General features: G+C 66.6%; 23 protein-coding genes and 1 pseudogene. 12 read left to right on the top strand and 12 right to left on the bottom strand.

The genetic code is table 11. From position 1 onward, the window contains the following. Window positions 1-21: 21 nt before the first annotated feature. From AC5Y4S_RS25955 to AC5Y4S_RS25930, 6 genes are all read right to left on the bottom strand, one after another. Complete coding sequence (locus AC5Y4S_RS25955) at window positions 22-1,299, bottom strand: FAD-binding protein (RefSeq protein WP_500035439.1); 1,278 nt, start codon at window positions 1,297-1,299, stop codon at window positions 22-24. Then, entirely contained in the window at window positions 1,280-2,710 is a 1,431-nt protein-coding gene (locus tag AC5Y4S_RS25950; RefSeq protein ID WP_500035438.1) for a sugar porter family MFS transporter, read from the bottom strand. Before AC5Y4S_RS25950 ends, AC5Y4S_RS25955 begins: the two co-directional genes overlap by 20 nt. Window positions 2,711-2,744: 34 nt before the next feature. Continuing rightward, entirely contained in the window at window positions 2,745-3,887 is a 1,143-nt protein-coding gene (locus tag AC5Y4S_RS25945; protein WP_500035437.1) for a zinc-dependent alcohol dehydrogenase, read from the bottom strand. Between the two features lie 32 nt (window positions 3,888-3,919). Beyond that, window positions 3,920-4,429, bottom strand: coding sequence for a VOC family protein (locus AC5Y4S_RS25940; RefSeq protein WP_500035436.1), 510 nt, complete (start codon window positions 4,427-4,429; stop codon window positions 3,920-3,922). Window positions 4,430-4,460: 31 nt separating this feature from the next. Beyond that, on the bottom strand, window positions 4,461-5,663 hold the full coding sequence (locus AC5Y4S_RS25935) for a sedoheptulose 7-phosphate cyclase (protein ID WP_500035435.1): 1,203 nt from the start codon (window positions 5,661-5,663) through the stop codon (window positions 4,461-4,463). Between the two features lie 285 nt (window positions 5,664-5,948). After that, window positions 5,949-6,602 (bottom strand): response regulator, encoded by a 654-nt coding sequence (locus AC5Y4S_RS25930; protein WP_500035434.1) that lies wholly within the window; start codon window positions 6,600-6,602, stop codon window positions 5,949-5,951. Window positions 6,603-6,775: 173 nt separating this feature from the next. Here AC5Y4S_RS25930 and AC5Y4S_RS25925 point away from each other — a divergent pair, with 173 nt between their 5' ends. Next, complete coding sequence (locus tag AC5Y4S_RS25925; protein WP_500035433.1) at window positions 6,776-7,993, top strand: sensor histidine kinase; 1,218 nt, start codon at window positions 6,776-6,778, stop codon at window positions 7,991-7,993. 8 nt (window positions 7,994-8,001) lie between these two features. Here the strand turns inward: AC5Y4S_RS25925 and AC5Y4S_RS25920 are convergent, their stop codons facing one another. Beyond that, entirely contained in the window at window positions 8,002-9,633 is a 1,632-nt protein-coding gene (locus AC5Y4S_RS25920; protein WP_500035432.1) for an FAD-dependent oxidoreductase, read from the bottom strand. A gap of 26 nt (window positions 9,634-9,659) precedes the next feature. After that, on the bottom strand, window positions 9,660-10,325 hold the full coding sequence (locus tag AC5Y4S_RS25915; protein WP_500035431.1) for an IclR family transcriptional regulator: 666 nt from the start codon (window positions 10,323-10,325) through the stop codon (window positions 9,660-9,662). 127 nt (window positions 10,326-10,452) lie between these two features. Between AC5Y4S_RS25915 and AC5Y4S_RS25910 the strand changes: the two genes are divergently transcribed. The 8 genes and pseudogenes from AC5Y4S_RS25910 to AC5Y4S_RS25875 all read left to right on the top strand — a co-directional run bounded on the left by AC5Y4S_RS25910 (window position 10,453) and on the right by AC5Y4S_RS25875 (window position 19,613). Next, window positions 10,453-11,316, top strand: a complete 864-nt coding sequence (locus AC5Y4S_RS25910) for an alpha/beta fold hydrolase (protein ID WP_068107399.1) — start codon at window positions 10,453-10,455, stop codon at window positions 11,314-11,316. Beyond that, window positions 11,316-13,028, top strand: a complete 1,713-nt coding sequence (locus AC5Y4S_RS25905) for a bifunctional 3-(3-hydroxy-phenyl)propionate/3-hydroxycinnamic acid hydroxylase (protein WP_500035430.1) — start codon at window positions 11,316-11,318, stop codon at window positions 13,026-13,028. The genes AC5Y4S_RS25910 and AC5Y4S_RS25905 overlap by 1 nt, the downstream gene beginning before the upstream one ends. Continuing rightward, on the top strand, window positions 12,976-13,893 hold the full coding sequence (locus tag AC5Y4S_RS25900) for a 3-carboxyethylcatechol 2,3-dioxygenase (RefSeq protein WP_500035429.1): 918 nt from the start codon (window positions 12,976-12,978) through the stop codon (window positions 13,891-13,893). The genes AC5Y4S_RS25905 and AC5Y4S_RS25900 overlap by 53 nt, the downstream gene beginning before the upstream one ends. After that, window positions 13,890-15,642, top strand: a pseudogene (locus tag AC5Y4S_RS25895) (FAD-binding protein). The gene AC5Y4S_RS25900 and the pseudogene AC5Y4S_RS25895 overlap by 4 nt, the downstream one beginning before the upstream one ends. Window positions 15,643-15,645: 3 nt before the next feature. Then, a complete protein-coding gene (locus tag AC5Y4S_RS25890; RefSeq protein WP_500035428.1) occupies window positions 15,646-16,950 on the top strand; it encodes an LLM class flavin-dependent oxidoreductase in 1,305 nt (434 codons plus the stop codon). Between the two features lie 20 nt (window positions 16,951-16,970). Beyond that, window positions 16,971-17,798, top strand: a complete 828-nt coding sequence (locus AC5Y4S_RS25885; RefSeq protein ID WP_500035427.1) for a coniferyl-alcohol dehydrogenase — start codon at window positions 16,971-16,973, stop codon at window positions 17,796-17,798. Beyond that, window positions 17,786-18,778, top strand: a complete 993-nt coding sequence (locus AC5Y4S_RS25880; protein ID WP_500035426.1) for a cyclase family protein — start codon at window positions 17,786-17,788, stop codon at window positions 18,776-18,778. Before AC5Y4S_RS25885 ends, AC5Y4S_RS25880 begins: the two co-directional genes overlap by 13 nt. 13 nt (window positions 18,779-18,791) lie before the next feature. Then, window positions 18,792-19,613: an alpha/beta fold hydrolase gene (locus AC5Y4S_RS25875; protein ID WP_500035425.1), complete on the top strand. Its 822-nt coding sequence runs from the start codon at window positions 18,792-18,794 to the stop codon at window positions 19,611-19,613. Between the two features lie 3 nt (window positions 19,614-19,616). Here AC5Y4S_RS25875 and AC5Y4S_RS25870 read toward each other — a convergent pair whose 3' ends face one another. The 4 genes from AC5Y4S_RS25870 to AC5Y4S_RS25855 all read right to left on the bottom strand — a co-directional run bounded on the left by AC5Y4S_RS25870 (window position 19,617) and on the right by AC5Y4S_RS25855 (window position 23,684). Next, a complete protein-coding gene (locus AC5Y4S_RS25870; protein WP_500035424.1) occupies window positions 19,617-21,194 on the bottom strand; it encodes a multicopper oxidase family protein in 1,578 nt (525 codons plus the stop codon). A gap of 81 nt (window positions 21,195-21,275) precedes the next feature. Further along, window positions 21,276-22,142, bottom strand: coding sequence for an ABC transporter substrate-binding protein (locus tag AC5Y4S_RS25865; protein ID WP_500035423.1), 867 nt, complete (start codon window positions 22,140-22,142; stop codon window positions 21,276-21,278). A 7-nt stretch (window positions 22,143-22,149) separates the two neighbouring features. Further along, entirely contained in the window at window positions 22,150-22,893 is a 744-nt protein-coding gene (locus tag AC5Y4S_RS25860; protein WP_500035422.1) for an SDR family NAD(P)-dependent oxidoreductase, read from the bottom strand. Window positions 22,894-22,916: 23 nt separating this feature from the next. Next, a complete protein-coding gene (locus AC5Y4S_RS25855) occupies window positions 22,917-23,684 on the bottom strand; it encodes an SDR family oxidoreductase (RefSeq protein WP_500035421.1) in 768 nt (255 codons plus the stop codon). Window positions 23,685-23,821: 137 nt separating this feature from the next. On the opposite strand from AC5Y4S_RS25855, the gene AC5Y4S_RS25850 reads away from it, so the two are divergent. The 3 genes from AC5Y4S_RS25850 to AC5Y4S_RS25840 all read left to right on the top strand — a co-directional run bounded on the left by AC5Y4S_RS25850 (window position 23,822) and on the right by AC5Y4S_RS25840 (window position 25,582). Further along, window positions 23,822-24,631 (top strand): SDR family NAD(P)-dependent oxidoreductase, encoded by an 810-nt coding sequence (locus tag AC5Y4S_RS25850; RefSeq protein ID WP_500035420.1) that lies wholly within the window; start codon window positions 23,822-23,824, stop codon window positions 24,629-24,631. Window positions 24,632-24,699: 68 nt separating this feature from the next. Next, the gene (locus AC5Y4S_RS25845) at window positions 24,700-25,377 is read left to right on the top strand and encodes a TetR/AcrR family transcriptional regulator (RefSeq protein WP_500035419.1); all 678 of its coding nucleotides are present in this window, start codon (window positions 24,700-24,702) and stop codon (window positions 25,375-25,377) included. Window positions 25,378-25,387: 10 nt separating this feature from the next. After that, entirely contained in the window at window positions 25,388-25,582 is a 195-nt protein-coding gene (locus AC5Y4S_RS25840; RefSeq protein WP_500035418.1) for a ferredoxin, read from the top strand. Window position 25,583: the final 1 nt, after the last annotated feature.

Genomic DNA, 25,583 nt, shown 5'->3' with positions numbered 1-25,583 from the left:
GTCTCCTTCGTTAGTGCGGTGTCACCGCGGAAAGTAACTATTGATCAGGTCATTGCGGAATTTTCCGGCCGGATCGAGTTCCTTTGTGAGGTAGTCGAAGTCGGTCCATCGCGGATAGCTGGCCCGAAGGGACTCGGCGTCGGTCGTGAAGAGTTTGCCCCAGTGCGGGCGAGGGTCGAACGGCGCGAGCGCCTGCTCGATGTCGGCGAGGGCGGGCATCACCATGGAGATGTTCGGGCGCCACGCGAAATGGATGGCCACGCTGTCGCGGCCATGGTTGGGGCTCAGCCAGCAGTCGTCGGCGGCGACGGTGCGGATCTCCGCAATGAGCAGGGCGGCCGCGAACCGGTTACGGATCCGATGCAGGGATTCCAACGCCGCGGCGGCCTGCCGCCTGGGCATCAGGTATTCGGACTGGAGCTCATCGCCGGTGGCGGGCCGAAAGTCGGTGCGAAAGTGCGGAAGCCGCTGGTGCCACGGCCCGGCGATGCCCAGCTGCTCGGTGCAGTTGGTCGCCGGCAACCCGGCCAGCGGGTGCTGCCGCGTGTCGGCCGGGTGCACCGCCACGCCGGCAAGGTCCGCACGGGGATCGCCGCAGCGGCGTTTGAGCCAGATCCGGTTTGGTTCGTCGAAGTGGGAGAAGATGCTGACGCTGTAGCCGGCGGCGGTGATCCGGTCGAAGTCCGCCAGCAGCGAACTCCAGCCGAGTCCGTCGTAGACGTATTGCTCGACGTCGAACGCAGGGCACAGGTCGAGGGACAGACTGGTCACGATGCCAAGCGCGCCAAGCGAAACCGTCGCACCGCCGAAATCGGCCTCCCCGCGAGACAGGGTCACCAGTTCCCCGTGCCCGTCGACCAGGGTGACCGATGTGACAGCGGCGGCCAGCGATCCGTTGGAGTTGCCCGAGCCGTGGGTGCCGGTGGCACACGCCCCGGCCACCGAGATCTGTGGCAGGGAGCCAAGGTTGCCGAGGGCCAGGCCGTTCCGATGCAGGTGTGTCGCGAGTTCCCCGTATCGGGTGCCGGCGCTGACGTGGACCGTCATCCGGTCACGATCGATGTCCATCGCCGCGGGCAGCCGGTCGACGGCGATGAGATCGCCCGTGGTCGACGCGATCTCGTTGAAGGAGTGACCGCTGCCAAGCGCCCGAGCCCGCGAAGCGCAGGCGACGATCTGCTGCAGTTCCGGGATCGACGTGGGCCGGTGCAGGTGGGCTGGACGGAACGCGACGTTGCCGGCCCAGTTCCGCAACTCGGCCGCGCCGTTCGGGACGTTGTCAGTTCGAGGATGCGCCATGATTCCTCGCTTCGGTGTTGTGGTCGGTCAGCTTCGCTTCCACCTCGGCAAGGGTCAGGCCCTTGGTTTCCGGCACGCACACGCGCACGAAAATCAGGAACCCAACGCTGATCGCGGCGAAGAGAAAGAATCCGAGGGCGGCCCGCCGCGGCTCGCCGGGACTGCCCACCAGGATGGGAAAAAGCAGAGCCACCACTAGGTTTGCGAACCAGTTGACGCCGATCGCTGCCGCGCTGGCGCGGGACCGGATACGCGTGGGAAGGACCTCGGCGACCAATAGCCACCCGATGGGTCCGGCAGAGAAGGCGTGACAGGCCATGAAGGCGAGCATGCCGACGATCGCGATCGCGCCCGATAACCCGGATGACGACAGCAGGCCGAGGCCGGTCATGAGCATCGCGACGGCAATTCCGCTCAATCCAATTGTGAGCAAAGGCCTTCGACCATAGCGGCTGAGCAGTCCCACCGCGGCCACCGTCGAAACGACGTTGACGACCCCGATGGACCAGGAGGCCATCTCGGCGCCGGCGCGGCCGCCTACGCCCGCGATGGAGAACACCGCGGTGGAGTAGTAAACGATCGCGCCGATTCCCACCAGGGTGTCCATCATCGCGGCGCCCATCGCGATCATGATGGGCCGACGCAGCGAGGGTTCTATGCGGAGCGAGCGCTTTTTGAACGTCGCGGTGGGGGTGGCGTTGGCCGCCCGTTGATGGGAGGCGACGATGCTGTCGAGTTCAGCTTCGACGTCGTCGGGGTGGCGCGTCGCGATCAGCGATTCGCGGGCATGGTCGGGGCGGCCGCGGGCGACCAGCGAGTAGGGGCTGGACGGAACCTTCGCCATCATCATGGCTTGGGCCAGCGCTGGAATTGCATTGAAAGCAAACATCATTCGCCATTCATGGCTCCCCAGGCTGAGCAACGCTCCCACGGTGAGGGCCAGCAAGAAGCCAAGTGCGATGGAGAACTGATATCCGGCCATCATCGCGCCTCGATTCCGGACGTGCGATATCTCGCCGATGTAGGTCGGTGCCACCGCGGTGGTTGCCCCCACTGCCGCACCGAGGACGAGTCGGCCGATCCCGATCACCGGCGCGCAGGGCGCCAGGGCCGCGATGACCGAGCCGACAGCGGCGACGAGGCCCGCGACACCCAGGACGAGCCGGTGACCGTGGCGTTCGACAAAGGGCCCAGCGATCAGGCAACCGAGCAGCGCCCCGACGATCAGGCTGCTGACGACGGTTCCAACCGCGAACCCGGACAGCGAATATTGCTGCCGGATCGGTCCGATCGCGTCATTGCTGACGGTGATGGAGTAGCCGAAGAGGGTGCCCGCGGATCCACCGACAAGCAGCAGGCGCCACCTCAGCGGCCCGGGCCGGGCCGGGAGTTCGGTTGCCAGTGTTGTCATGGTGTTGTCTGCCTACTCAATTGGGGGTAAAGGGCTATGCGGTGAGCGTGACCTTGACCGCATCGCCTGCCAGATCCCGGAACGCGACGTCGAGGTCGTCAAATGAGTGCGAATGGGTGATCAACCGCTCGAAGGGGATGGCGGGGTGCCGGTCGAGCATCGCCATCGCTTCGCTGTACGAGCGCGGCGGGTTGAAGCTCATGCCGAAGAGACGAACATTGCGCTGGCAGATGTCTATCGCCGGGTCGATGTCGAGGCGCGCACCGCTGGAAACGATGTTCCCGACTTCCACCACGGTGCCGAGCCGACGGACCATGCCCAGGGCCTCGGCGAGCGCAGCGGGACTATTCGTCGCGTCGATCACGATGTCGGCCCCGCGGCCGTGCGTGAGTTGCAAGACCGCGTCGCGGCGAGCGGTCACATCGAGTTCGGCGGTGTCGATCACCACGTCCATGCCGATGTCGTGGGCCGCGTCGAGCCGGCGGGTCCTTGACCCTGAAATCATCACTCGGCCGATGCCGAGATGGCGCAAGACCAGGCCCGTCAGCAGCCCGACCGCGCCGGCGCCCAGGACGACGGCGGTGGCATCGGACGTCAGCACTTCCTCCGGCACGTTGGCCGGAGTCTTGGCGAGGTTGACCCCACGGACCGCGACGGCCAGCGGGTCGAGTAGCGAGGCCACCCGTGGCGGTACGTGGTCGGGTACCCGCCAAAGGTAGGTACCGGGTTGAACGGCAACGTGTTTGCCGAACCCGCCGGTCAGCGTTGGTTTGCAGGCGCCGCCGACCGCCGACGGTGGCTGCAGGCCGAGCGCCTCCGGCGGCACCCCATATACGAAGGCATTGCTGCAGGTGGTCGCGCCAGGACCGAAGCGGCGACAGCCCCAGCACTCCCCGCATGGCACCCAGGGGAACAGCGCGACGGTGTCGCCGTCGGCCAATGGGCCGCCGGCGGCATCAAGCCGCGAATGCCCTGCACCGAAAGCGGTTATGCGGCCGACGATCTCGTGCCCCAGGACAATCGGCGCCGACGGATCGCCGGAAACGAAATGCCGGTCGGATCCACAGATCCCGTTGGCCGTCACCTCGAGGAGAAGTCCGCCGGCGGGCGGTGACGGCAACGGTATTTCGATCGTCTCGAATCGGTTCTTCCCTACCCACACATTCGCACTTGTCATCACCATGGTGGTTCCTTTTCTGAAGCGGAGGGTCAGCGGTAGCTTGGCGGCCACAAGGCGGGAAAGCCGCGGTCATCCAGATAGGGGTCGCTGCCGTCGTCTTTGATGATCGGTTGCGGCAGTTCGGCGACATACTCGAGGCGCATGCCGTTCAAATCGGCCTTCTCGGTGAAGAACAGGAGGATCCGGTCGTCGTCCTGCATGGCCATCCCATCGTGGCCGAAACCCAGTTCGTCGAGCTCCTTCAGGCGACCTTCGACGTCGGGGTAATCCATGAATCCGAGATGGTGGAATCCTTCACCCTGGGTGGCGGAGTGGGTTCCGTCGCCGGTGAATTCCATCAGCTCGATGTGCGGTGGACCTTCTTGCGAAAATGCGATGCGCGCGTCGTGGTGATGGGGGTTTGGGTCGCTGCTGTCGACGTATCGGTCGGTGCAGTAGCGGCCGACCGGGCTGAAGGTGTATCCCGTTGCCGCCGACCAACGTTCGATCGCGGCGTCCAGGTCGGCGACAAGCAGAGCGACATGGTGGATTTCGGCCATGATAAGGTCCTTATCTCGTTGTGCGGTGAACTCAGGCCACCGAGCGGTCGGGCATTGACGCGCTGGGCTCGTACGTGTCCAGCAGGACACGCATTTCGTCTGCGGCGTTTGTGATCTCGGCGTTGGTCAGATCGTTGACGAAGACGGTCTGGCCGATGCCGTTGAGCAGGGCAAGGTGCTGCTGCCCGCCGCGGTGGCGGACCGTGTCGGCGAAGCCCTCGATGAGCAACTCCGCGTCGCAGAACAGCGGATGCGACGGTGCGAGGCCCATACCGATCGCGGTCGCGACGATGCGGGACAGGTCCGAGCGGCTCAGCAGGCCGCGGTTGGCGGCCAGGATGGCGCAGAAGATGCAGCACATCGCCACGGCCTCGCCGTGTGAAAGCTCCGGCAGCGCCCGCATTTCGACGATCGGCGAGAAGGTGTGGCCGTAGTCCACGATTCGCCGGAGATCCTCTTCCCACAGGTTCTTCTGCAGCTCTTCGGCCATTCCGGCGATGGCTCGCCGCATCACCTCTTGGCCGGGCCCAATGCCGGGACCGTCGTAGCCGGCATCCTGCAGCCGCCCGGCCACCAGCTCGGGGCCATTCGCCTCCAAGATCTCGAAGAGGCGCGCGTCCTTGATCAGCGCCATCTTCAGCGCTTCCCCCAGGCCGCTGCTGATCTGTCGCCTGGGCAGGGTGGCGAGCAACCCGCGGTCGATCAGGGTTCGCGGCGGAGGGGCGAACGTGCCCAGTCGATTGCGGAACCCGTCATGGTTCACACCGGTCTTGGCTGACACGCTGCCGTCGATTTGACCCAGGAGTGTCGTTGGTACCCGCACGTAGGGGATGCCACGGCGATACAGGCTGGCCGCCATCCCCACCATGTCCTGCAGCGTCCCCCCGCCGATGGCGATGGGTGCGCTGCCGTAGCGCGGTGTGCCTATTTCGTTGAGCCGCGTCGCCACGCGTAGCACGTTTTCGATGACTTTGTTTTCGTCCCCGCTGGGCAACAGGAGGTAGGAGGTGGCAATCGAATTGGCGTAGAAGTATGCGCGGATGCGCGCACCGAAAAGCTCTTCGACGGCCTCGTCGAGCACAACCAGTCGGGTGGCCTCGTTGGGGTGATCGCCTGGTTGCCGGCCCAGTTCCGGGTTGCGCGGATTAAACAGATCGGCGGTCTCGACGATTTCGTAGCTGAATTCTTTGGCGGCATTCATGGTCCACTGGCTCAGGCCGGTCGAACGGTTCATCGTGGCGCCCTTTCTTTCTTTCGCCTGTCATCGCATTGCGCCCGCTTCGGGCCACACGGGCTACCCTGCCGCGACGAATCAGCGATGTCTGTCGGCTGACCGGGTCACAAAGGGGATGAATTGTGTGTCCCCCGTCTGACGGACGACCGTCGGATCGGACTTGCGGTGTCCCCCGCTCAGGAATGGCGTGTCCGCCGCAATCGGGGCCGATCGGGGGAGGAGCGTGCGGCTGAACGCGCCGATTCTGGCGCCCGGATGTGGAAGGAGCCCCGCGGAATGACGCCCTTAGTTCAGCAGCCCCTGCCGCATTGCCTCGGCGACGGCCGCGGCGCGATCATTGACTCCGAGCTTTTCGTAAAGGCGCTGCACATGGGTTTTAACCGTCGACGGAGCCACATACAATTCGCCCGCGATCGCCGGGATGCTTTGCCCGCGAGCGATCCGACTGAGCACCTCACGCTCACGGGCGCTGAGCACCGGCGCCGTCGGCGCCGCACGCTGCCGGATCTCCCCGGCAAGTCCGCCGACCAGCGAGGGGGCCACCACATCGCGACCCTTGGCACAATCGAGCACGGCTTTGACGATCTCGGTGCGGGTCGAGTCCTTGAGCACGAACCCGGCGGCGCCCTGCTGCAGCGCCTGGTAGACGATCGCCGACTCATCATGGGCAGAAATGAGCAGCACCCGGGTCGGCAATTCGTTACTTTGCACGGCCGCCGCCACCTGCGCGCCGTCCATGCCGGGCATCTTGTAGTCCAGCAGCGCGACGTCGGGGAGGTGCGCCTTGATCAATTCCAACGCGGTGGCACCGTCGTCGGCCTCACCGACGACGTTCACCGAACCGCTCGACGAAAGCGCCCGCACCACACCCTCACGAAAGAGCGGGTGGTCATCTCCAACGACCACACGCACTTTCTCGGCCGTCGCACCGCCGACCATGGCGATGAGTTTAGCTGTTCGCGGGAAAGAGTCGTTCGCAATAGCCCGACGAAGTGCTGGGTGTTTCGACGGTTTGACTTTGGTCCGAAACACGCGAGACCGGACGGCTCCGGGTAGTGCGCATTTACCGCAAGAGCCACAATTCGCCCGGTCGCCGTGCGTACGGTGTTTCGGTGGCGGTGACGCATGACGTCGAACTGGAAAGGGTGCGCCGGGCCCACCAGTTGCGTTCGTATCGATTCGCATCCGTGCTCCGGATCGGTGTGGTCGGGCTCATGGTCTTCGCCATGGTCATCGGCACGTACCGGTCCGAATGGGCCCGAGAATCGTTCTTGATCGTCTTGTATGCGTTGGCCGCGCTGTGCGCTCTCATATTGGCGTTTGCGCCTTTCCGCCGACGGGTCGGAATAGGCCGGTTTTCCGAGATGAGACGGGGGGAGCCATTCGCGTTCACGGTCATTGACGTCGTGACGTTGACCGTGTTCCAGGTGCTGTCCACCAACGGGATCTATCCGCTGCTGATCATGACCATGCTGCCGATCCTGGTGGGTCTCGACGTTTCCTCGCGGCGCGCGGGGGTGGTGTTGGCCTTCTCCATGGGTGGGTTCGCCCTCGCGGTGCTTCAAGATCCCGAGATGGTCGAGACGATCGGGTGGGCTCAGGCCGGATTCCGGTTTGTGCTCTACGGATTCCTCTGTGCCACCGCCTTCGTGGTCGTCCGCATCGAAGAGCGGCACACGCGCTCGGTCGCCGGTCTGAGCGCGTTGCGCGAGGACTTGCTTGCCGAGACGATGGCCGCTTCGGACCTGCTGCACCGCCGGATAGCGGCGTCCATTCACGACGGGCCGCTGCAGGACATCCTGGCCGTGCGCCAGGAGATCGTCGAGCTGGATGCGGCCTTCCCCGGCGACGCGCGCGTCGGGCGCGCGTTGACCGGCCTGCAGGATGCCTCGCAGCGACTGCGGCAGGCGACCTATCAACTGCATCCCGCCGTTCTCGAGCAGGTCGGCTTGGCGGCGGCGGTGCAGCAGTTGGCCTCGGACACCGCTCAGCGTTCCGGTATCGACGTCTCCACCGACATCGACTATCCGATCCGCAACGACATCGACCCGATGGTGTTCGGCGCGGTGCGCGAATTGCTTTCCAATGTGGTGCAACATTCGCGGGCGAGCCACGCGTCGGTCACCATCCGGATCACCGACGGCACATGTGTTCTGCGGGTGGAGGATAACGGGGTGGGGCTCAGCAACGAGGCCGTGGCGCGCCGCCTGGCGCAGGGGCACATCGGTTTGGCGTCGCATCGGGCCCGGGTGGAGGCCGCAGGCGGGACGTTCGTCTTCCTCGACTCATCCGTGGGTACCCATGTCCGGGTGCAGCTACCGCTGCGGTAGCAGACCCGTTACTGAAGGTCGACGGATTTCCCGGTTGCGGCCGCATGACCCGCTCGGTACCCGAAAACCATTGCGGGGCCGATGGTTCCACCCGCACCGCCATAGGCCCGCCCGGTCACGCCGCCCATGGCGTTGCCCGCGGCGAACAGGCCCGGTATCGGGTCGCCGCCGACGTGCAGGACGCGGGCGTCGGCGTCGGTGCGCGGGCCGCCCTTGGTCCCCATGGCGCCGATGGACACCGGCACGGCGTAGTACGGTGCGGTGTCGATCGGCCCGAGGGTCTTGCCGGCGAGTGTGGTGGCGGTGTCGTCTCCCCAGTAGCCGTCGTACGCGCTGGAGCCGCGGCCGAAGTCGGGGTCGGCGCCGGCGGCCACATTCCGGTTCCAGTTCTCGACGGTGCGGGCGAGGCCGTCGGCGTCGATGCCGGCCCTGGCGGCCAGCTCGGCGAGATCCGCGGATTCGCAGAACCAGTCCGGTACCGCCTGCCCCGGTTCGACACCCAGGAAGCCATACCGCTGCAGGTGGACTGAGTCGAACACCATCCATCCGCGATCGTTGACATACCCGCCGCGCGGGTCGAGGTATTGGAATGCGCCGGCCATCGAGTTGTAGTCGGATGCTTCGTTGACGAACCGACGCCCGGCGGAGTTGACGATGATGCTCCGCGGTCGGGTGCGTTCCAGCCGGACGCTGCGGCTTCGCGGCTTTCCTTCGATGGTGTCGCCGGGTATCTGCACGATCGGTACCCACCAGGCTTCGCCCATGTTGGCGAGATCCGCCCCCTGCGACATCGCCATCCGAAGCCCGTCCCCGGTGTTGTATGGCGGGGAGACGGCGCCGTGCATGGGACCGCGCAGAAATGCTTGGGTGAGAACGGGATCCCATTCGAAGCCGCCGGTTCCCAGGATGACGCCGCGGCGCGCGCGCACCCGGATGGTCTGTCCCTCCAAGGCGATCTGAACTCCGATGATCTCCCCGGCATCGGCGATGAGCTGCTCGGCGCGGGCCCCGACGTGTACCGTCGCGCCGGCCTCCAGCGCGCCGCTGAGGAGGCCCGCGATCAGGGCTGCACCGGCGACGCACAGCTTGCCGGGTTGTTCGTCGGCCGCCGCGTCCAAGCGCGACGCGTGCAACCGGGCCAGCGTCTCGGCGTCAAAACCCACGTTGGAAAAATCGATCGGAAACGCCGTGATCCGGGTTGCCCACTCGCCCAATCGATTCAGGTCGAATGGAGCCGGGATGTGTGATCGTCCGCCGCCCGGCCGTCCGCCGGGCAGCTCGGGCCGGTAGTCGGGGAATCCGGTGGCGATCTCGAAGCGCAGGTTGCTGTTGGTCTCGACGAAGTCGAGCATCGCCGGGCCGGTCCGCACGAACGTCTCGACCAACGCATCGTCCATCGCGCCGAGAGCCTGCGCGCGCAGGTATCGCAACGCGTCCGCGACCGTCAATTCCCCTTCGGGAGAACGGTTATGGGCGGGAATCCACACCACGCCGCCGGACACGGCGGTGGTGCCGCCGACGGTGGCGGCCTTCTCGAAGACCTCGACCGACGCACCGGCGACCGCTGCCGTCAGCGCGGCGGTGAGGCCGGCGCCTCCGCTGCCGAGTACGACGACATCGACTTCACGGTCCCAGGACATGGATGGTTATCCCTTCAGCTCAGTGGCTAGCTCAACAGCTCCGACAACTGCTTTGCGGCGGTGATGACCGCGTCCTTGCCGCGCATCACGACGTCCTCACGGTGCGAGATGAGGTTGATGCAGGTCGGCGGGGACGGCGCCGGGCGGTTGACCGGGACGGCCAAACCGTAGGTGTTCGGTTCGATCTCGCCGTAGGTGATCACCCAGCCGCACTCGCGAGTTTTCGCCACCAGGTCTCGCTCGTCCGGGCGCGGCGGCATGTTCGCGAGCAAGGCGATTCCCGCGGCGCCGCGGTCCAAGGGATATCGACTGCCCTCGTGGAAGGACAGTTGATAGGCGACATGACTGGGCACGATCACCGCGACCGCCACCTGCTGATCACCCTCGGCGATGAGCAGCGACACGGTGGTGCTCAGGTCGTCCGCCAGTGCGCGCAGGATCGGCAGGCTGAGCTGTCTTACGTTGCGATCGAACGACGCGCCGAGCACCGCCAGCCCGGCCGCGGGCCGGTAACGCCCGTCTTCTCCCTTGGCCACCAACCGAAAGTCGGTGAGCGTGCCGAGCAGTCGATAGGCGATGGTGCGATGCACCCCGAGCTGGTCGGCCAGTTGCTGCATGGTGAGCCCATTAGGGGAATCGGCGACCATCTGCAGCGCCATGAGCCCCCTGGCCAGCGTCTGGGAGCCCGTCATGACCTTGACAGACTCTCGCGGGAGCGCGAAGCTCTATAGATAACGCACATCAGTGTGCGATATTAGCACACAGCATGGCCGAAGACGAGAACGAAATTTCCCACTACCAGCAGGCGTGAGAGGAACCGTGGCGGAATTCGAGAGCATATGGAGCGATCTCCAGGGTGTCGCGTTTTCGCAGGGCTACGTCCATGCCGGGGGAGTGCGCACTCGCTACCTGCGCGCCGGGGATTCGGGCAAGCCGGTGCTGGTGTTCCTGCACGGATCTGGTGGCCACGCGGAGGCATACGTTCGGAACCTGGCCGCGCACGCCGAGCATTTCTGGACGTGGTCGATCGACATGCTGGGCCACGGCTACACCGACAAACCGGGTCACCCGCTGGAGGTCGGCCACTACGTCGACCACTTGCTGGAGGTGCTGCGCGCCATCGGGGTCGACCGCGCCAGCCTGAGCGGTGAATCCCTCGGCGGCTGGGTGGCGGCGCGCGCCGCCATCGACCATCCCGGCGCGGTCGACCGACTGGTCCTCAACACCGCCGGCGGCTCACAGGCCGATCCGGTGGTGATGCAGCGGATCATCACGCTGTCGATGGCGGCCGCCGAGAACCCGACCTGGGAAACGGTGCAGGCGCGGATCAAATGGCTGATGGCCGACAAGTCCAAGGACTACGACGACCTGGTCGCCAGCCGCCAACGGGTATACCGCCAACCGGGATTCGTCGACGCCATGCGCGACATCATGGCGCTGCAGGACCCCGAGATCCGGGCCCGCAACATCATCTCCCCGGACGAATACGGCTCGATCACCGCGCCGACGCTGGTGCTGTGGACCAGTGATGACCCGACCGCCGACGTGACCGAGGGCCGGCGCATCGCGTCGATGATTCCCAACGCGCGCTTCGAGCTGATGCCCGGCTGCGGTCACTGGCCGCAGTACGAGGACGCCAAGACCTTCAACCGCATACATCTCGACTTCCTGCTGGGTCGGTAATGGTCGCTGTGGAGCGGGACGCACCGGGAGTCGACGTCGAGGTCCTCGTCGTCGGTGCCGGCCCGGTGGGCCTGACGCTCGCCAACATCCTTGGCCTGCAAGGCGTCCGCACGCTGGTGGTCGACGAACGGGACACGCTCATCGACTATCCACGCGGAGTCGGGCTGGACGACGAGGGGCTGCGCACCTTCCAGTCGATCGGCCTGGTCGACCGCATCCTGCCGCACACCGTCCCGAACCAGATCCTTCGCTTCGTCGACGCCAAGCGTCGCGTGCTCGCCGAAATGGCACCTCCCGATGCGCGTTTCGGCTGGCCGAAGCGCAACGGGTTCGTGCAGCCGCTCGTCGACGCCGAATTGCTGCGCGGTCTGGACAGGTTCCCCCACGTCGAGGTGCGGTGGGAGCGCCCCATGACGGCCTGCCGGCAGGACGGCGACGCGGTCACCGTCGAGCTAGGCGGCGACGGCGGCGCATCGACGGTGCGGGCCCGCTACGTCGTCGGGTGCGACGGTGGCCGCAGCATGACCCGGCGGATGATGGGCGTATCGTTCGACGGGACGACCTCCTCGACACGATGGCTGGTGGTCGATGTCGCCAACGATCCGCTCGGCCACCCGAACAGTGAGGTCGGAGCCGACCCCGAACGCCCCTACGCCTCCATCTCGATCGCGCACGGGATTCGCCGCTTCGAGTTCATGATTCACGGCGACGAGTCCGACGAGCAGGCCGAGGATCCCGCGTTTCTGCGGCAGATGCTCTCGCGGATGGTGCCACACCCCGACCAGGTCGACGTGATCCGGCGCCGCGTCTACACCCATCACTCGCGGATCGCCGGCGCGTTCCGTTCGGGCCGGCTGCTGTTGGCCGGGGATGCCGCGCACCTGATGCCGGTGTGGCAGGGGCAGGGCTACAACAGCGGGATTCGCGACGCGTTCAATCTGGGCTGGAAGCTCGCCGCGGTGGTTCGCGGTCTGGCCGACGACGCGCTGCTGGATACCTACGACATCGAGCGCCGCAAGCATGCGCGGGCGATGATCGACCTGTCCACGATGGTCGGCCGTGCGATCTCCCCGACCAACCGCCGGGTGGCCGGTCTGCGCGATGTCCTGGTGCGCTCGGCGTCAATTGTGCCTTCGCTCAAGCGCTACGTGCTGGAGATGCGGTTCAAGCCGATGCCGCGTTACGACCAGGGGGCCGTCGTGCACACGGAGCCCGGCCGGGCCGACTCGCCGGTCGGCACGCTGTTCATCCAGCCCCGGGTCGACACCCGTACCAAGCAGGATGTGCTGCTGGACGACGTGCTGGGCAACTGGCTGGCCGTGCTGTGCTGGAACAACAACCCACGCAAGATTCTCGGAGACGAGGCGTTCGAGAATTGGAAAGCCTTGGGCGCGAAGTTTTTTGCGGTACGCCCGCTGACCCAGCTGCACTGGGATGGGCATGACGACCCTGACGTCGTCATCGTCGGGGACCGCGACGGCGGGCTGAAGGCGTGGTTCGACACCCATCAGGAATCGGTGTTGTTCCTGCGGCCCGACCGGTGCATCGCCGGTGCGTGCATCGCCCAGCGCGCGCCCGAGCTGAGCGCCCGCATCTTCGACGCACTCGCTCTCAAGCCGGGAGGGGGTGATTTGCCAAGTGACACTGGCTCTGTGCTGTATGTCGCACAGCCCGCTGCTGAATCTTCCGGGGCCGTCACGGGACCTGCTTGACGACATCGAAGGCGCGATCGCGAAGGCGCGAGACTTCGTGCAGGACTACCGGCCCGATGTCGTCGTGACGTTCTCCCCGGACCACTACAACGGGTTCTTCTACAAGGTGATGCCGCCGTTCTGCATTGGCACCAGCGCCAACGGCGTCGGGGATTACGGCACCTACGCCGGGCCGCTGGACGTCCCGGAAGACCTTGCCAACGAATGCGCCAAAGCTGTGCTGGGCGCCGGGGTCGACGTGGCCGTGTCGGCCAGCATGGACGTCGATCATGGCACCGTGCAGCCGCTGGAAAAGCTTTTCGGCAACGCTATTGCGCGCCCGGTGATCCCGATCTTCCTCAACGCGGTCGCCGTACCGCTGGGGCCGCTGCACCGGTGCCGGGCGCTGGGTACCGCGGTGGGCAACTACCTGGCCACCTTGGACAAGCGGGTGCTGCTGTTGGGGTCCGGGGGACTCTCCCACAGCCCGCCGGTGCCGACGCTGGCGACCGCGCCCGCGCCGGTGCGCGAGCGGATCGTGCAAGGCCGGCCGATGACGCCGGAGCAGCGGCAGGCCCGGCAGCTCGCCGTGATCGACGCGGCCAAGACTTTCGCGGCCGGCGAGAGTGCTCTCCAACCGCTCAACCCGGCGTGGGACCATCGATTCCTCGAGATCATCGACAGCGGAAGGCTTTCCGAGCTCGATCAATGGTCGAACTCGTTTATCGCCCACGAGGGCGGCAGCTCCGCCCAGGAGATCAGGACGTGGGTGGCGGCGTTTGCGGCCCTGGAGGCCGCCGGGCCGTACCGGACGACGCTGCAGTACTACAAACCGGCTCCCGAACTGATCGCAGGTTTCGCCATCCGGACGGCAGTGCCGCAATGACTTCTTCGTTGCCCGGCCCCTCCGGCGTCTTCGACCACATCGTCGACGTGCTCGTCGTCGGCTCCGGCGGCGGCGGCATGACCGCGGCGCTGACCGCGCACGCGTCGGGGCTGGACGCCCTGGTGGTGGAGAAGTCCTCCCACTTCGGTGGCTCCACCGCCCTTTCGGGCGGGGGCATCTGGGTTCCCGGCGCACCGGCGCAGCGCAGGGAGGGCTACGCCCCGTCGCCCGAAGGGGTGGTCGAGTACCTCCGGCAGATCACCGACGGTCTGGTCGGCGAGGCGCGGATACGCCAGTACGTCGATTCGGCGCCGCGGATGCTCGAGTTCCTCGAGAACCTTTCCGGCTGGTTCGAGTTTGTCTGGAAGCCGGGGTATGCCGATTACTACCCCGAACTGCCCGGCGGCTCCGAGCTTGGCAGCACCATTAATGTGCCGCCCATCGACCTGCGCAGGCTGGGCCCCGACGAGCAAAAGCTGCTGGCGCCGTTGGCGCTCGCCCCGAAGGGAATCTGGCTGGGTCCCAAGGAGCTTCGAACCTTCTACCGGATCAGACAGTCCTGGGCCGGCAAGGGCGTGCTGTTGAAGCTGATTGCGCGGATGGTCCGGGCCAGAGTGTTCGGTGAGCGGATGGCGGCGATCGGCCAGTCGTTGGCCGCCCGGCTCAGGCTGGCGATGCGGGAACGCGGTGTCCCGCTGTGGCTGGACTCACCGATGGTCGAATTGCTCACCGACGGGGGCGGCGCGGTGACCGGCGTCGTGGTGGAGCGCGACGGCGCCACCCAGCGGGTCGGCGCGCGGCGGGGGGTCATCCTGGCCTCGGGCGGCTTCGACCACGACCTCGCCTGGCGCAAAGAACAGCTGCCGGTCATCGAGCAGGATTGGAGCTTCGGCAACCCCGCCGCCATGGGCGACGGCATCCGCGCGGGCGAGAAGGTGGGCGCCGCAACCGAACTACTGGACGAGGCGTGGTGGTTCCCGGCGATCCAATGGCCGGACGGCCGAATGCAATTCATGCTCAACGAGCGGATGATGCCCGCACAGTTCATCGTCAACGGCGACGGGAAACGCTTCATCAACGAGGCGGCGCCCTACATGGACTTCGGCCACGCCATGATCGACGGCCAGAAGTCGGGGGTGACCCACATCCCGTGCTGGCTCATCACCGATCACCGGTCGTGGAATCGCTATGTCATCGGCGGCCATCTTCCGATCCCGAAGATCCCGGGCGCGCCGGTACCCACCGGCCGTAGGGTTCCCGCCGACTGGCTGGAATCGGGCGTGGTCAAAGCGGCCATGACGTGGGACGAAATGGCCGCCAAGATAGGAGTACCGGCACGTCAGCTTTCCGAAACCGCAAGCCGCTTCAACGAACTCGCGCGCAAAGGCCACGACGACGATTTCAACCGCGGCGACAGCGTCTACGACAACTACTACGGCGATCCGACCTTGCCCAACCCGAACCTGTATCCGTTGGGCAAGCCGCCGTACTACGCATTCCGAATCGTCCTGGGCGACCTGGGTACCTCGGGTGGCCTGCGCGTCGACGAACATGCCCGCGTGCTGCGGCCCGACGGCACCGTGGTGCCGGGGCTCTACGCGGTGGGCAACACGTCCGCCCCGGTCATGGGCCGCAGTTATGCCGGCGCCGGGGCGACCATCGGCCCGGCCATGACGTTCGGCTACGTCGCCGCCAAACACCTTGCGGCCCAGCCTGAAAAACAGACCCCTTAACTCATATGGGAGGTAATCAATGAAAATTTCGCTGTTCTACGAGTTCGCCCTGCCGCGTCCGTGGGCACCGGACGATGAGCACATTCTGTTGCAGGACTGCCTGGACGAGGTGGAGGCCGCCGACAAGGCGGGGTTCTCGACGGTCTGGCTCACCGAGCACCACTTCCTCGAGGAGTACTGCCATTCCACGGCGCCGGAGATCTTCCTGGCCGCGGCCAGCCAGCGGACCAAGAACATCCGGCTCGGGTTCGGGATCATGCACCTGCTGCCCGCGGTCAATCACCCTGCGCGGGTGGCCGAACGCATCGCGACCCTCGACCTGCTCTCCAACGGGCGCGTCGAGTTCGGCACCGGGGAGGGTTCCTCCGTCGGCGAACTCGGCGGATTCGATGTCGACCCCGCCGACAAGCGCGCCCAGTGGGAGGAGGCCCTCGAGGTTTCGATCCGATGCATGATCGAGGAGCCGTTCACCGGTTTCAAGGGCGAGCAAATCCAGATGCCGCCCCGCAACGTCATTCCCAAGCCGCTGCAAAAGCCGCATCCGCCGGTCTGGGTGGCCTGCACGCGGCCGGCGAGCGTACAGATGGCCGCCCAAAAGTGCATCGGCGCACTGAGCTTCGCGTACACGGGTCCCGGGCCGCTGACCGACCGGGTCAACGGCTACTACAAGGAATTCGAGGAGAGCGGCGTGCCCATCACGCCGCGGATCAACCCGAACATCCTGGCCATCGGTGGGGACCTGTCGATGATGGTCGCCAAGACCGAAGAGGAGGCGTTGCAACGCCTCGGGCAGGGCGGCGGCTTCTTTTCGTTCGGAATCATGCACTACTACATGACCGGGATGCACATCCCCGGCCGGACCGGCGTGTGGAAGCGGTACCTCGAGGAGGTCGAGAAGGATCCGACGCTGGCCTACGGCCCCGGACGCGGCGCGATCGGATCCCCGGACACCGTGCGCGAATTCCTGCGCGGCTACGAGGAGAGCGGCGTCGACGAGATCATCCTGCTGCTCAACCCGCGCAGCCACGAGGGCACCATGGAATCCATCGAGCTGATGGGCAAAGAGGTGCTGCCCGAATTCATCGAACGCGACGCAAAGGCGGTGGCCGACAAGGCTAAGCGGCTCGAGCCCGTCATCGAGAAGGTGGAGGCTCGGCGGCCGAAGTCGACCGCGCCGCTGTTCGACGAAACCTACGCCTTCGGCGGCCTGCCCACGGGGCGCGACAAGTTCACCGCCAGCGAGATCCCCGAGGCCATGGCGGAGATCAACGAGGGCCGCGTTCTGGCGGCGCGCCGCGCCAAGGAGGAACAGAAGGGCAAGTGACGCCGGAAGCGGATTGAGCCGTGGGACGGATCGACGATCTGTGGCGCTACGACGGCCGCCGCGCCGTGGTGACCGGATGTGCCTCGGGCATCGGCGAGCACGTGGCGCGTCAGCTCAGCGAACTCGGCGCCGACGTCGTCGGGCTGGACAAGCGCCGCCCGGCCTTCGAGTTCAACGCTTTTCACGAGGTTGACCTTGCCGATCCGGTCTCGATCGACCGGGCGGTGGCGTCCGTCGAGGGGCCCGTCGACGCGCTGTTCAACGTGGCCGGTGTCTCGTCCGGGATCGGCGACCCCCCGCTGGTCGTCACCATCAACTTCCTCGGACTGCGGCAGCTCACCGAGGCGCTGATCGACACGATGCCCCCGGGGTCGTCCATTGTCAGCGTGTCGTCACTGGCCGCGGCGGGGTATCGCGACCACCTGGAGGCGGTGGCGCCGCTGCTGAACACCGAGACGATCGCCGAAGGCATCGACTGGTGTCATGCGCATCCCGATGCGTTGGCCGGCGGCGGCTACCAATTGTCCAAAGAGGCGATCATCCTGTACACCATGCGAAAAGCCGCACCCCTTGGCGCGCGGGGCATCCGCATCAACTGCACCGGACCCGGCGTCACCGAAACCCCGATCCTCGACCAGCTGCGCACGGCGTACGGACAGGGCTTCCTCGACGACATCCCCAAGCCGTTGGGCCGCGTTTCGGAGCCGGCCGAGCAGGCCTCGGTTTTAGTGTTTCTCAACAGCCGAGCGGCCAGCTACATTACCGGTCAGGTGTTGTGGGTCGACGGCGGAAACGTGGGCGCGGCGATTGCGCGCGAGCTCGAGAAGGGAGCGCCGTGGCCAACGTAACCGACTTCCGGCGAGTCGCTCGCGACGTCTCCAACTGGGGGCGGTGGGGAGCCGACGACGAGCTGGGCACGCTGAACTTCATCACCGCCGAAAAGGTCGCGCAAGCCGCAAGCCTGGTTCGCCACGGCAAGGTCTTTCCGCTCGGCGTGGACTTCGGCGCCTCGGGACCGCAGGGCGCCTTCGAGTTTCGGCACAATCCTGTGCATGTCATGACGGTGGACGGCGGGGACGTCCACACGCTCACGAAATACGGGCCCGATTGGGCGCGTAACCCGCTGGCCAAGCAACTGAGCGGCTATATGACGGCCGACAATCCGTTCCGCTTCAACGACGACATGATCATCATGCCGTTGCAGGCCGCCAGCCAGTGGGATGCGCTGTCGCACGTCTACTACGACGGCCAGCTCTACAACGGCTTCCCGGCGGATTCGGTGACCAGCATGGGCGCATTCCACTGTGGCATCGACAAGGTCGACGGCAAGGGCATCACCTCGCGCGGTGTGCTGCTGGATCTGGTCCGCCATCGCGGTGCCCAGGTCTTCCTGGAGGCCGGAAACCCGATCACGCCCGAGGAACTCGATGACGTGGTTCGCGCGCAGGGGGTGACGATCGGCCGCGGCGACATCGTCTTGATTCGAACGGGTTGGTGGGCAAGGTTTCTGGAGACCGGCAACAAGCTGGAGGGCTACTCCGGATTGGACTGGCGGTGCGCTTCGTGGCTGCACGATCACGAGATCGCGGCGGTCGCGGCCGACAACCTCCAGGTGGAGGACCTGGTCTCCGGCGTGGAGGGGATCACCTTCCCCTTGCATCTGCTTTGCCTGCGTGACATGGGGATGATGTTCGGCGAGTACTGGGACCTCACCGCGCTGGCGGACGACTGCGCGGCCGACGGCGTGTACGAATTCCAGCTCGTCGCACCGCCGCTGAGAGTCGTTGGCGCCGTGGGCTCCCCGGTGAACCCGATCGCGATCAAGTAGAGAAGGCGGTCGATTGGAGATTCATCGGAAGACCCTGCTGGTCGACGGCCTGCTCACCAGCTACCTGGAGGCGGGCGACGGCGACCCGGTGGTGCTGCTGCACGGCGGCGAGTTCGGCGCCAGCGCGGAACTCGGCTGGGAACGCAACATTGCCGCCCTGGCCGCGCACCACCGAGTCCTGGCACCGGACCAGCTGGGGTTCGGGCAGTCGGCGAAGGTCATCGACTTCGTCGAGGGGCGCCGGATGCGGATTCGGCACGTGGCGCGGTTCTGCGAGGAGCTTGGCATCGACTCCGCGCATTTCGTCGGCAACTCGATGGGCGCCATCAACCTGCTCACCGATGCCACCTCGGACAGGCCGCTGCTGCCGGTCCGCAGCCTGGTTATCATCTGCGGGGGAGGCGAGATCCAGCAGAACCGGCATTTCGATGCGCTGCAGCAGTACGACGCGACGCTTCCGGCGATGCGGCGCATCGTCGAGGCGCTGTTTCACGATCCCGGCTACCCGGCGGACGAAGATTACGTGCGGCGCCGCTACGAGTCGAGCACCGCGCCCGGCGCGTGGGAGGCGGTGGCGGCGGCCCGATTTCGCCGCCCCGACGCCGCGCCATCTGCGACCCCGTCGAGCGCGCGCGCCTACGAGCGGATCGCCGTGCCGACGCTCGTCATCGAAGGCGGGGACGACAAACTCCTCCCGTCCGGCTGGGCCGCCCAGATCGCGAAACAGATCGACGGTGCCCGCTCGGTGGTGGTGGACAAGGCCGGCCACTGCCCACAAATCGAACGGCCCGCCGCGGTCAACGAGTTGCTGCTGGAGTTCTTCGCAACCGCCTGAAGTCTAGAAGACGTACTCGAGCCGGGTCTGCATGCCGGCTTCCTGGTGATAGGTGTTGTGGCAGTGCAACTGCCACACACCCGGGTTGTCGGCGACCAGCACGGCCTGCACCTTCTGCTTGGGCAACACGATGACGGTGTCCTTGCGCGGGCCGGGGCTGCCGTCAGCCTTGATCAGCTGGTAGGTGTGGCCGTGCAGGTGAATCGGGTGATACATCATCGTGGTGTTGTCGAACGTGATCGTGGGCCGTTCACCCTCGCGCACGTGCAGCGGATCCGTCTGGCTGTAGGGTTTGCCGTTGATCATCCAGTTGTACTGCATCATGTCGCCGCCCAACACCACCGGAAGGTTGAGGTCAGGCTGCGGTCGACCCAGGTTGACGGGCGTTGTGGCCGTGAACATCTCGATGGTGCCGACCCGCTGCTTGAGTTCGGCGGGCTGAAACCCCGCGTCCGGTGGGCTGCCGGCCCCGGTGGACAGCAGCGCCCGCGCCAGGCCATTTTTTCCTTCCGCGAGCGCGACCAGCGGGAAGACTCCGTCGGCGGCGGTGACGATGACGTCGTAGCGTTCGGCCATGCCGATGAGCAGGGCGTCGACCGGAGTGGGCACGACGGGGAAGCCATCGGTGTGGGTGACCGTCATCGAATGGCCGGCCAGCGCGACGCGAAACGCGGTGTCCGACCCGGTGTTGATGAAACGGATCCTGATGCGCTGGCCCGGCTTCGCGGTGAATGTGGTGGGCGCCGCCGGGATTCGGCCGTTGATCAGATAGTAGGGGTAATCGATATCACCGGCGTCGCCGCCGAGCAGGTCGCTTCTCCCGCCGCCGTTCCCGGACATACCGGAGGTGGACGTCGTCGAGGTCGGCGAGCCGCTCTGCGTCGTCGAGGTGGTCGAGCTCGTCGGACTCGTGGTGGTCGTGGTCATGTTCGACCTGCTGGGCTTGTTCGGGCCGGTTAATTCGCTGTACAGCTGCTGCGGACTTTTTCCGACGCCGTCGGTCCAATCATCAAGGACGACAATCCATTCGGCGTCGTAGCTGCCCTCGGTCGGATCGTCGACGATGAAGGGCAGATAAAGTCCCTTGTCGGCGTCCAGGCCGGTGTGCGGATGACCCCAGTAGGTGCCCGAATTCGGGACGGAGAACCGGTAGGTGAAGTCCTGGCCGGCCGGGATGTTCGCAGTGGCCGGCGCGGCCCCGTCCATGTCGTTGCGCAGCGCGACGCCGTGCCAATGCACCGACGTCGGGACGTCCAACCGGTTGGCGACCGTGACGACGAGCTCGTCACCGATCTTGGATCGGATCAGCGGTCCGGGAATGCCGTTGCCATACGCCATCGTGCGGACGACCGGCCCGCCCAGGTCGATCTCCGCCAGCTGCGCCGTCAGGCTGGCGGTGACGGTGCGCCCGCTGTGTGGCCGGACCGCCTCGGCCGCGGCGATGGCGGCGGCCATTTGGCCGGACGCGCTCGATCCCTGGGACTTGGTTTGGCTGCAGGCCGCCAGCGCCAACCCACCGGCGATGCCGGCGGCCATGAAGCCGCGACGGGTGAGCCGCGTCGCGTCGAAGGGGACGGACATGGAGCGCTCCTCGTCTCGGTCGAATCACCCCGGCGACTTATACCGTGCTCGGCGGTTGGCGGGAACGCAAGTACCGGCTGGTTATCGGGCGGCCCGGTAGATCTGGTCGGCGGGGATCGAGGCCACCCCGAGTTCGGCCGCGACGGCGTCGACCGCGCGCCGGGCGACGTCGAGGTCCACCCGGCCGTCGGCGGTGAAGTGGGGGCCGATGTAGCGCTCGTAATGGCGTCGGGCCTCCTCGCGCGTCAGCCGGTTCAAAAACGATGCCAGGTAATCGATCGCAACATCGGGTCGGTCGGCCATCGTCTGCAGGGCGCGTCGGTTGGCCCGCACCACGGCCTGCACCGCCGGGCCGTCGATCGCCAGGCGTTCCGCATCCACCGCCACTCCGACGGTGGGGATCTGGAAGTGATCTCCCACCCACGCCAGCACGTGGAAGCCTTCCTCCTCGGCGACCTGCTCGGGCGCAAGGGTGCTGCCGACATAGGCGGCGTCGATCGACTTGTCCCGCAGCCGCCGCAGGTCCATCTGATAGTCGCCCGGGGACCGCACCACACACTCGAGGTCGCGATCGGGATCAAGCCCGTGCTGGCGCAACACGATTCGCGCGAAACAACCGGGTGCGGTGTGCGGCGCGTGTACGGCGAGCCGGCGCCCGCGGAGGTCCGCCATGGAAGGTACGCCAGGCCCACCCAGAAACCAGAACAATGGGCGGTGGGTGTTCACGGTCAGCACCGCCCACTCGATGCCCTGGGTCAACCGCGACAAGACCGCACGGCCGAGGCCGATCGTGGCGCAAGAGCGCAGACGTTCCGTGTCCCAAGCGATTCCGTCCCGCACGGCGACGTGGACACCCTCATCGGCAAAGTAACCCTCCTGGTCGGCGACGTAGGCGACGAGTTCCTCGTGGATGCCGCGCCCGACGTAGGCCAGGTCGATCGTCTGCATAGCGGGTTCAGTCCATCGCAAGTCCGCCGTTGACCGGCAGGTAGTGTCCGGTAGTGAAACCCGAATCCTCACTTGCCAAGAACGCAATCGTCTTGGCCACCTCGTCGGGAGTCACGAGTCGTCCCATCGGTGAAGCCTCTCCGAGCTGACCCACCCGCTCCGGCGAAAGCTGCCCGGTCACTTTCGTTCCGCTGACGGTGGCCGGCGCGACGAGGTTGGCGGTGATCCCGTGTGGCGCCAGCTCGAGCGCGAGGTAGCGGACGAACTGGTCCAAGGCGGCCTTAGCCGTGCCCAGCGCGATCATCCCGTCGCGCGGACGGCGGGACAGCCCGGTGCTGAGAAAGATCAGCCGGCCGTACCCGCGTGAAATCATGCCCGGCACAAGGGCCTTCGTCAGGGAGTACGCGGCGTGCAGCTCGTTGTCCAGCTTGCCCCCCAGCTGCTCCCAGGTCAGGTCGGCGAACGAGGTGACGACGAACGGAATCAACGCGTTGTGCACCAGCACGTCGGCCCCGCCCCAGCGCCGCGCGATTTCGTCGGCCATGGCGGAGACGTCATCGGGCGCGGTGACGTCGGCCCGAATCGCCACGGCCTCGCCGCCGGCCGCGGTGATGCCGGTGACCACCTCCTCGGCCTGCTCGCCGCTGGCGCGGTGGTTGACCACCACCCGAAATCCGCGTTCGCCGAGAACTCCTGCCGTCGCCGCACCGATGCCGCGGCTGGCACCGGTGATCAATGCGACCCGAGGCATCAGCGTCGATCCCCCGCGTTGGCTTACTGTGCGCCGCTGGAGGTGTGGGAGGCCTTCCAGTCGCTGAAACGGGTGGGGTAGATCGTCGGGTCTTCGCCGTCGATCGGGACGATGCTCTGGTCGTCGAGCACCGCGCCGTAGTAGGGGGCCGTGGGATCGGTGACAACCTGGCGTGCGTCGCCGTCTGCGGCGAGGCTGGCGCGGGCGAAGTCGTCCATCCCCAGCTTTTCGGGACCGGCGATGTTGGTGATGCCGTTGGTCGGATCGCCGATCGCCGCGCGGGTGACGGCCGTGGCGACGTCCTTGGCGGCGATCGGCTGGAACGCCGCATGCGGCAGGCGAATGGTGTCGCCGTCGGCTGCCGAATCGGCGATCCCGCTGACGAATTCGAAGAACTGGGTCGCCCGCACGATCGAATACGGGACTCCCGATTCCTCGATCACCTTCTCCTGGGCGACCTTGGCCCGCATGTAGCCGCTGTCCTGGGTACGGTCGGCGCCCACGATCGTGAGCGCGACGTGGTGCTGCACACCGGCCTCGCGCTCGGCGGCGAGGAGGTTACGGCTCGAGGTGGTAAAGAAGTTCAGCACGGCGTCGTCTTCCCAGGATGGCGAGTTGGCCACGTCCACCACGGTGTGCACGCCCGCCATGGCTTCTGCGACGCCCTCGCCGGTGACGGCGTTGACGCCGGAGCTCGGCGAGGCCGAAATCGCCTCGTGTCCCATCTCGGTGAGATTGGCGATGACCTGCGAACCGATGAGTCCGGTGCCGCCGATAACCAAGACCTTCATAAAACGATTCCTCCCGAGGTGGCCGATGAAGTGGCGAACTCAGCATTCCACCTTCATGCGAGCCCGGATAGGGCCAAACCGGCACCGCTTAAATCAGCTGCTTGACTTAACGGCGCGCACGCCGATTAACTCGTCGTGTGGTCAACGATCTGGCGGGCAAGGTAGCCATTGTCACCGGCGGGGCGTCGGGGCTCGGCCGCGGCATCGTCGAGAAGTTTGTGGCCGAGGGTGCGCGGGTCGTCATCGCCGACGTCGAAACCGAAAAGGGTGAGGCACTGTCGGCGGCCCTGGGATCCGACACCTTCTTCCGGCGCACGGACGTGTCCGATCAAGAACAGGTGGGGTCGCTGGTAGCCGCGGCGGCCGAGAAGTTCGGCGGGCTGCACGTCATGGTGAACAACGCCGGAATCTCGACCACCATGCATCCGCGATTCTTCGACGACGATTTGGCCGACTTCCACCGCGTCATGGCGGTCAACGTTCTCGGCGTGATGGCGGGTACCCGCGACGCCGCCCGGCACATGGCCGCCCACGGCGGGGGTTCGATCATCAACATCAGCTCGATCGGCGGAATCCAGGCCGGTGGCGGCGTGATGTCCTACCGGGCCTCCAAGGCGGCGGTCATCCAGTTCACCAAGTGCGCGGCAATCGAGTTGGCGCACTATGAGGTTCGGGTCAACACCATCGCGCCCGGCAGTATCCCCACCCCATTGGTGGCGAAGTCGGCGGCGAACATGGATCCGGAGCAGGTCGAGCGCTTCGAGGCGAAGATCCGCCAGACGATGCGGGACGACCGTCCGCTGAAGCGCGAGGGCACACCCGAGGACGTCGCCGAGGCTGCGTTGTACTTCGCCAGCGACCGGTCGCGCTACGTGACAGGCACCGTGCTGCCGGTGGACGGCGGCACGGCCGCGGGCAAGGTGATTCGGTCCAAGAGCAAGGAATGACCGGGGTTGCGCCGAGGAATTTAAATCAAGCGCTTGACTTAAACTGCGGGGCGGGGTTGACTGGCAGGATGACCACCGCAGGAAGGACCGTCCGCACCGAGCGGGCCAGCTCGACCCAGGAGGCGATCCTGGCGGCGGCCGAACGGCTGTACGCCGAGCACGGCATGTTCGCCGTGTCGAACCGCCAGGTCAGCGAGGCCGCCGGCCAGGGCAACAACGCGGCGGTGGGCTACCACTTCGGTACCAAGGCGGACCTGGTCCGGGCCATCGAGCAAAAGCACCGCGGGCCCGTCGAGGAGCTGCGCGAACGGATGGTGGCCGAGCTGTTGGAGTCGGGCACCAAAGACGGGCGGGTCGCGCAGATGCGGGATTGGGTGGCCTGCCTGGTGCGCCCGCTCACCGACCACCTGGCGGAGCTGGGAAACCCCACCTGGTACGCGCGCTTCGCCGCGCAGGCAATGACCGACCCGGCCTACTACAACATCATCGTCAAGGGCGCGCTCAGCTCGCCGTCGTTGGTGCAGGTCGTCGACGGAATCAACGGCTGCCTGCCCGACCTGCCGGCCGAGGTGCGATTCGAACGCAACATCATGGCCCGCAACCTGTTGATGCACACCTGCGCGGACCGGGAACGCGCGCTGGCCGCGGGTTCGACGATGCATCAATCGTCGTGGCGCGCCGCCGCATCCGGCCTCATCGACGCGATCGTGGGCCTGTGGCTGGCGCCCGTGACACCGGACGAGTAGGGACCTGCGGATGAAAGTGATTGTCGACCAGAACATTTGCGCGTCCTCGGGCAACTGTGTCATGAACGCGCCCGAGGTGTTCGATCAGCGTGACGACGACGGGGTTGTCGTGTTGCTCAATCCGAATCCGTCGGCCGAGCAGGCCGAGGGCGCACGCCGTGCGGCCGCGGCGTGCCCCGCACTGGCCATCCACATTGAGGAATGAA

The sequence above is a fragment of the Mycobacterium sp. NGS64 genome (assembly GCF_059812245.1).
The sequence above is the reverse complement of the archived record's forward strand: the minus strand, read 5'-3'. Positions and strand labels throughout refer to the sequence as shown.

What these genes read in the sequence shown, in the direction of transcription:
- AC5Y4S_RS25955 (WP_500035439.1), bottom strand. Translation starts at nt 1,299, where the DNA reads ATGGCGCATCCTCGAACTGACAACGTCCCGAACGGCGCGGCCGAGTTG.
- AC5Y4S_RS25950 (WP_500035438.1), bottom strand. Translation starts at nt 2,710, where the DNA reads ATGACAACACTGGCAACCGAACTCCCGGCCCGGCCCGGGCCGCTGAGG.
- AC5Y4S_RS25945 (WP_500035437.1), bottom strand. Translation starts at nt 3,887, where the DNA reads ATGACAAGTGCGAATGTGTGGGTAGGGAAGAACCGATTCGAGACGATC.
- AC5Y4S_RS25940 (WP_500035436.1), bottom strand. Translation starts at nt 4,429, where the DNA reads ATGGCCGAAATCCACCATGTCGCTCTGCTTGTCGCCGACCTGGACGCC.
- AC5Y4S_RS25935 (WP_500035435.1), bottom strand. Translation starts at nt 5,663, where the DNA reads ATGAACCGTTCGACCGGCCTGAGCCAGTGGACCATGAATGCCGCCAAA.
- AC5Y4S_RS25930 (WP_500035434.1), bottom strand. Translation starts at nt 6,602, where the DNA reads ATGGTCGGCGGTGCGACGGCCGAGAAAGTGCGTGTGGTCGTTGGAGAT.
- AC5Y4S_RS25920 (WP_500035432.1), bottom strand. Translation starts at nt 9,633, where the DNA reads ATGTCCTGGGACCGTGAAGTCGATGTCGTCGTACTCGGCAGCGGAGGC.
- AC5Y4S_RS25915 (WP_500035431.1), bottom strand. Translation starts at nt 10,325, where the DNA reads ATGACGGGCTCCCAGACGCTGGCCAGGGGGCTCATGGCGCTGCAGATG.
- AC5Y4S_RS25905 (WP_500035430.1), top strand. Translation starts at nt 11,316, where the DNA reads ATGGTCGCTGTGGAGCGGGACGCACCGGGAGTCGACGTCGAGGTCCTC.
- AC5Y4S_RS25900 (WP_500035429.1), top strand. Translation starts at nt 12,976, where the DNA reads ATGTCGCACAGCCCGCTGCTGAATCTTCCGGGGCCGTCACGGGACCTG.
- AC5Y4S_RS25890 (WP_500035428.1), top strand. Translation starts at nt 15,646, where the DNA reads ATGAAAATTTCGCTGTTCTACGAGTTCGCCCTGCCGCGTCCGTGGGCA.
- AC5Y4S_RS25870 (WP_500035424.1), bottom strand. Translation starts at nt 21,194, where the DNA reads ATGTCCGTCCCCTTCGACGCGACGCGGCTCACCCGTCGCGGCTTCATG.
- AC5Y4S_RS25865 (WP_500035423.1), bottom strand. Translation starts at nt 22,142, where the DNA reads ATGCAGACGATCGACCTGGCCTACGTCGGGCGCGGCATCCACGAGGAA.
- AC5Y4S_RS25860 (WP_500035422.1), bottom strand. Translation starts at nt 22,893, where the DNA reads ATGCCTCGGGTCGCATTGATCACCGGTGCCAGCCGCGGCATCGGTGCG.
- AC5Y4S_RS25855 (WP_500035421.1), bottom strand. Translation starts at nt 23,684, where the DNA reads ATGAAGGTCTTGGTTATCGGCGGCACCGGACTCATCGGTTCGCAGGTC.
- AC5Y4S_RS25845 (WP_500035419.1), top strand. Translation starts at nt 24,700, where the DNA reads ATGACCACCGCAGGAAGGACCGTCCGCACCGAGCGGGCCAGCTCGACC.
- AC5Y4S_RS25840 (WP_500035418.1), top strand. Translation starts at nt 25,388, where the DNA reads ATGAAAGTGATTGTCGACCAGAACATTTGCGCGTCCTCGGGCAACTGT.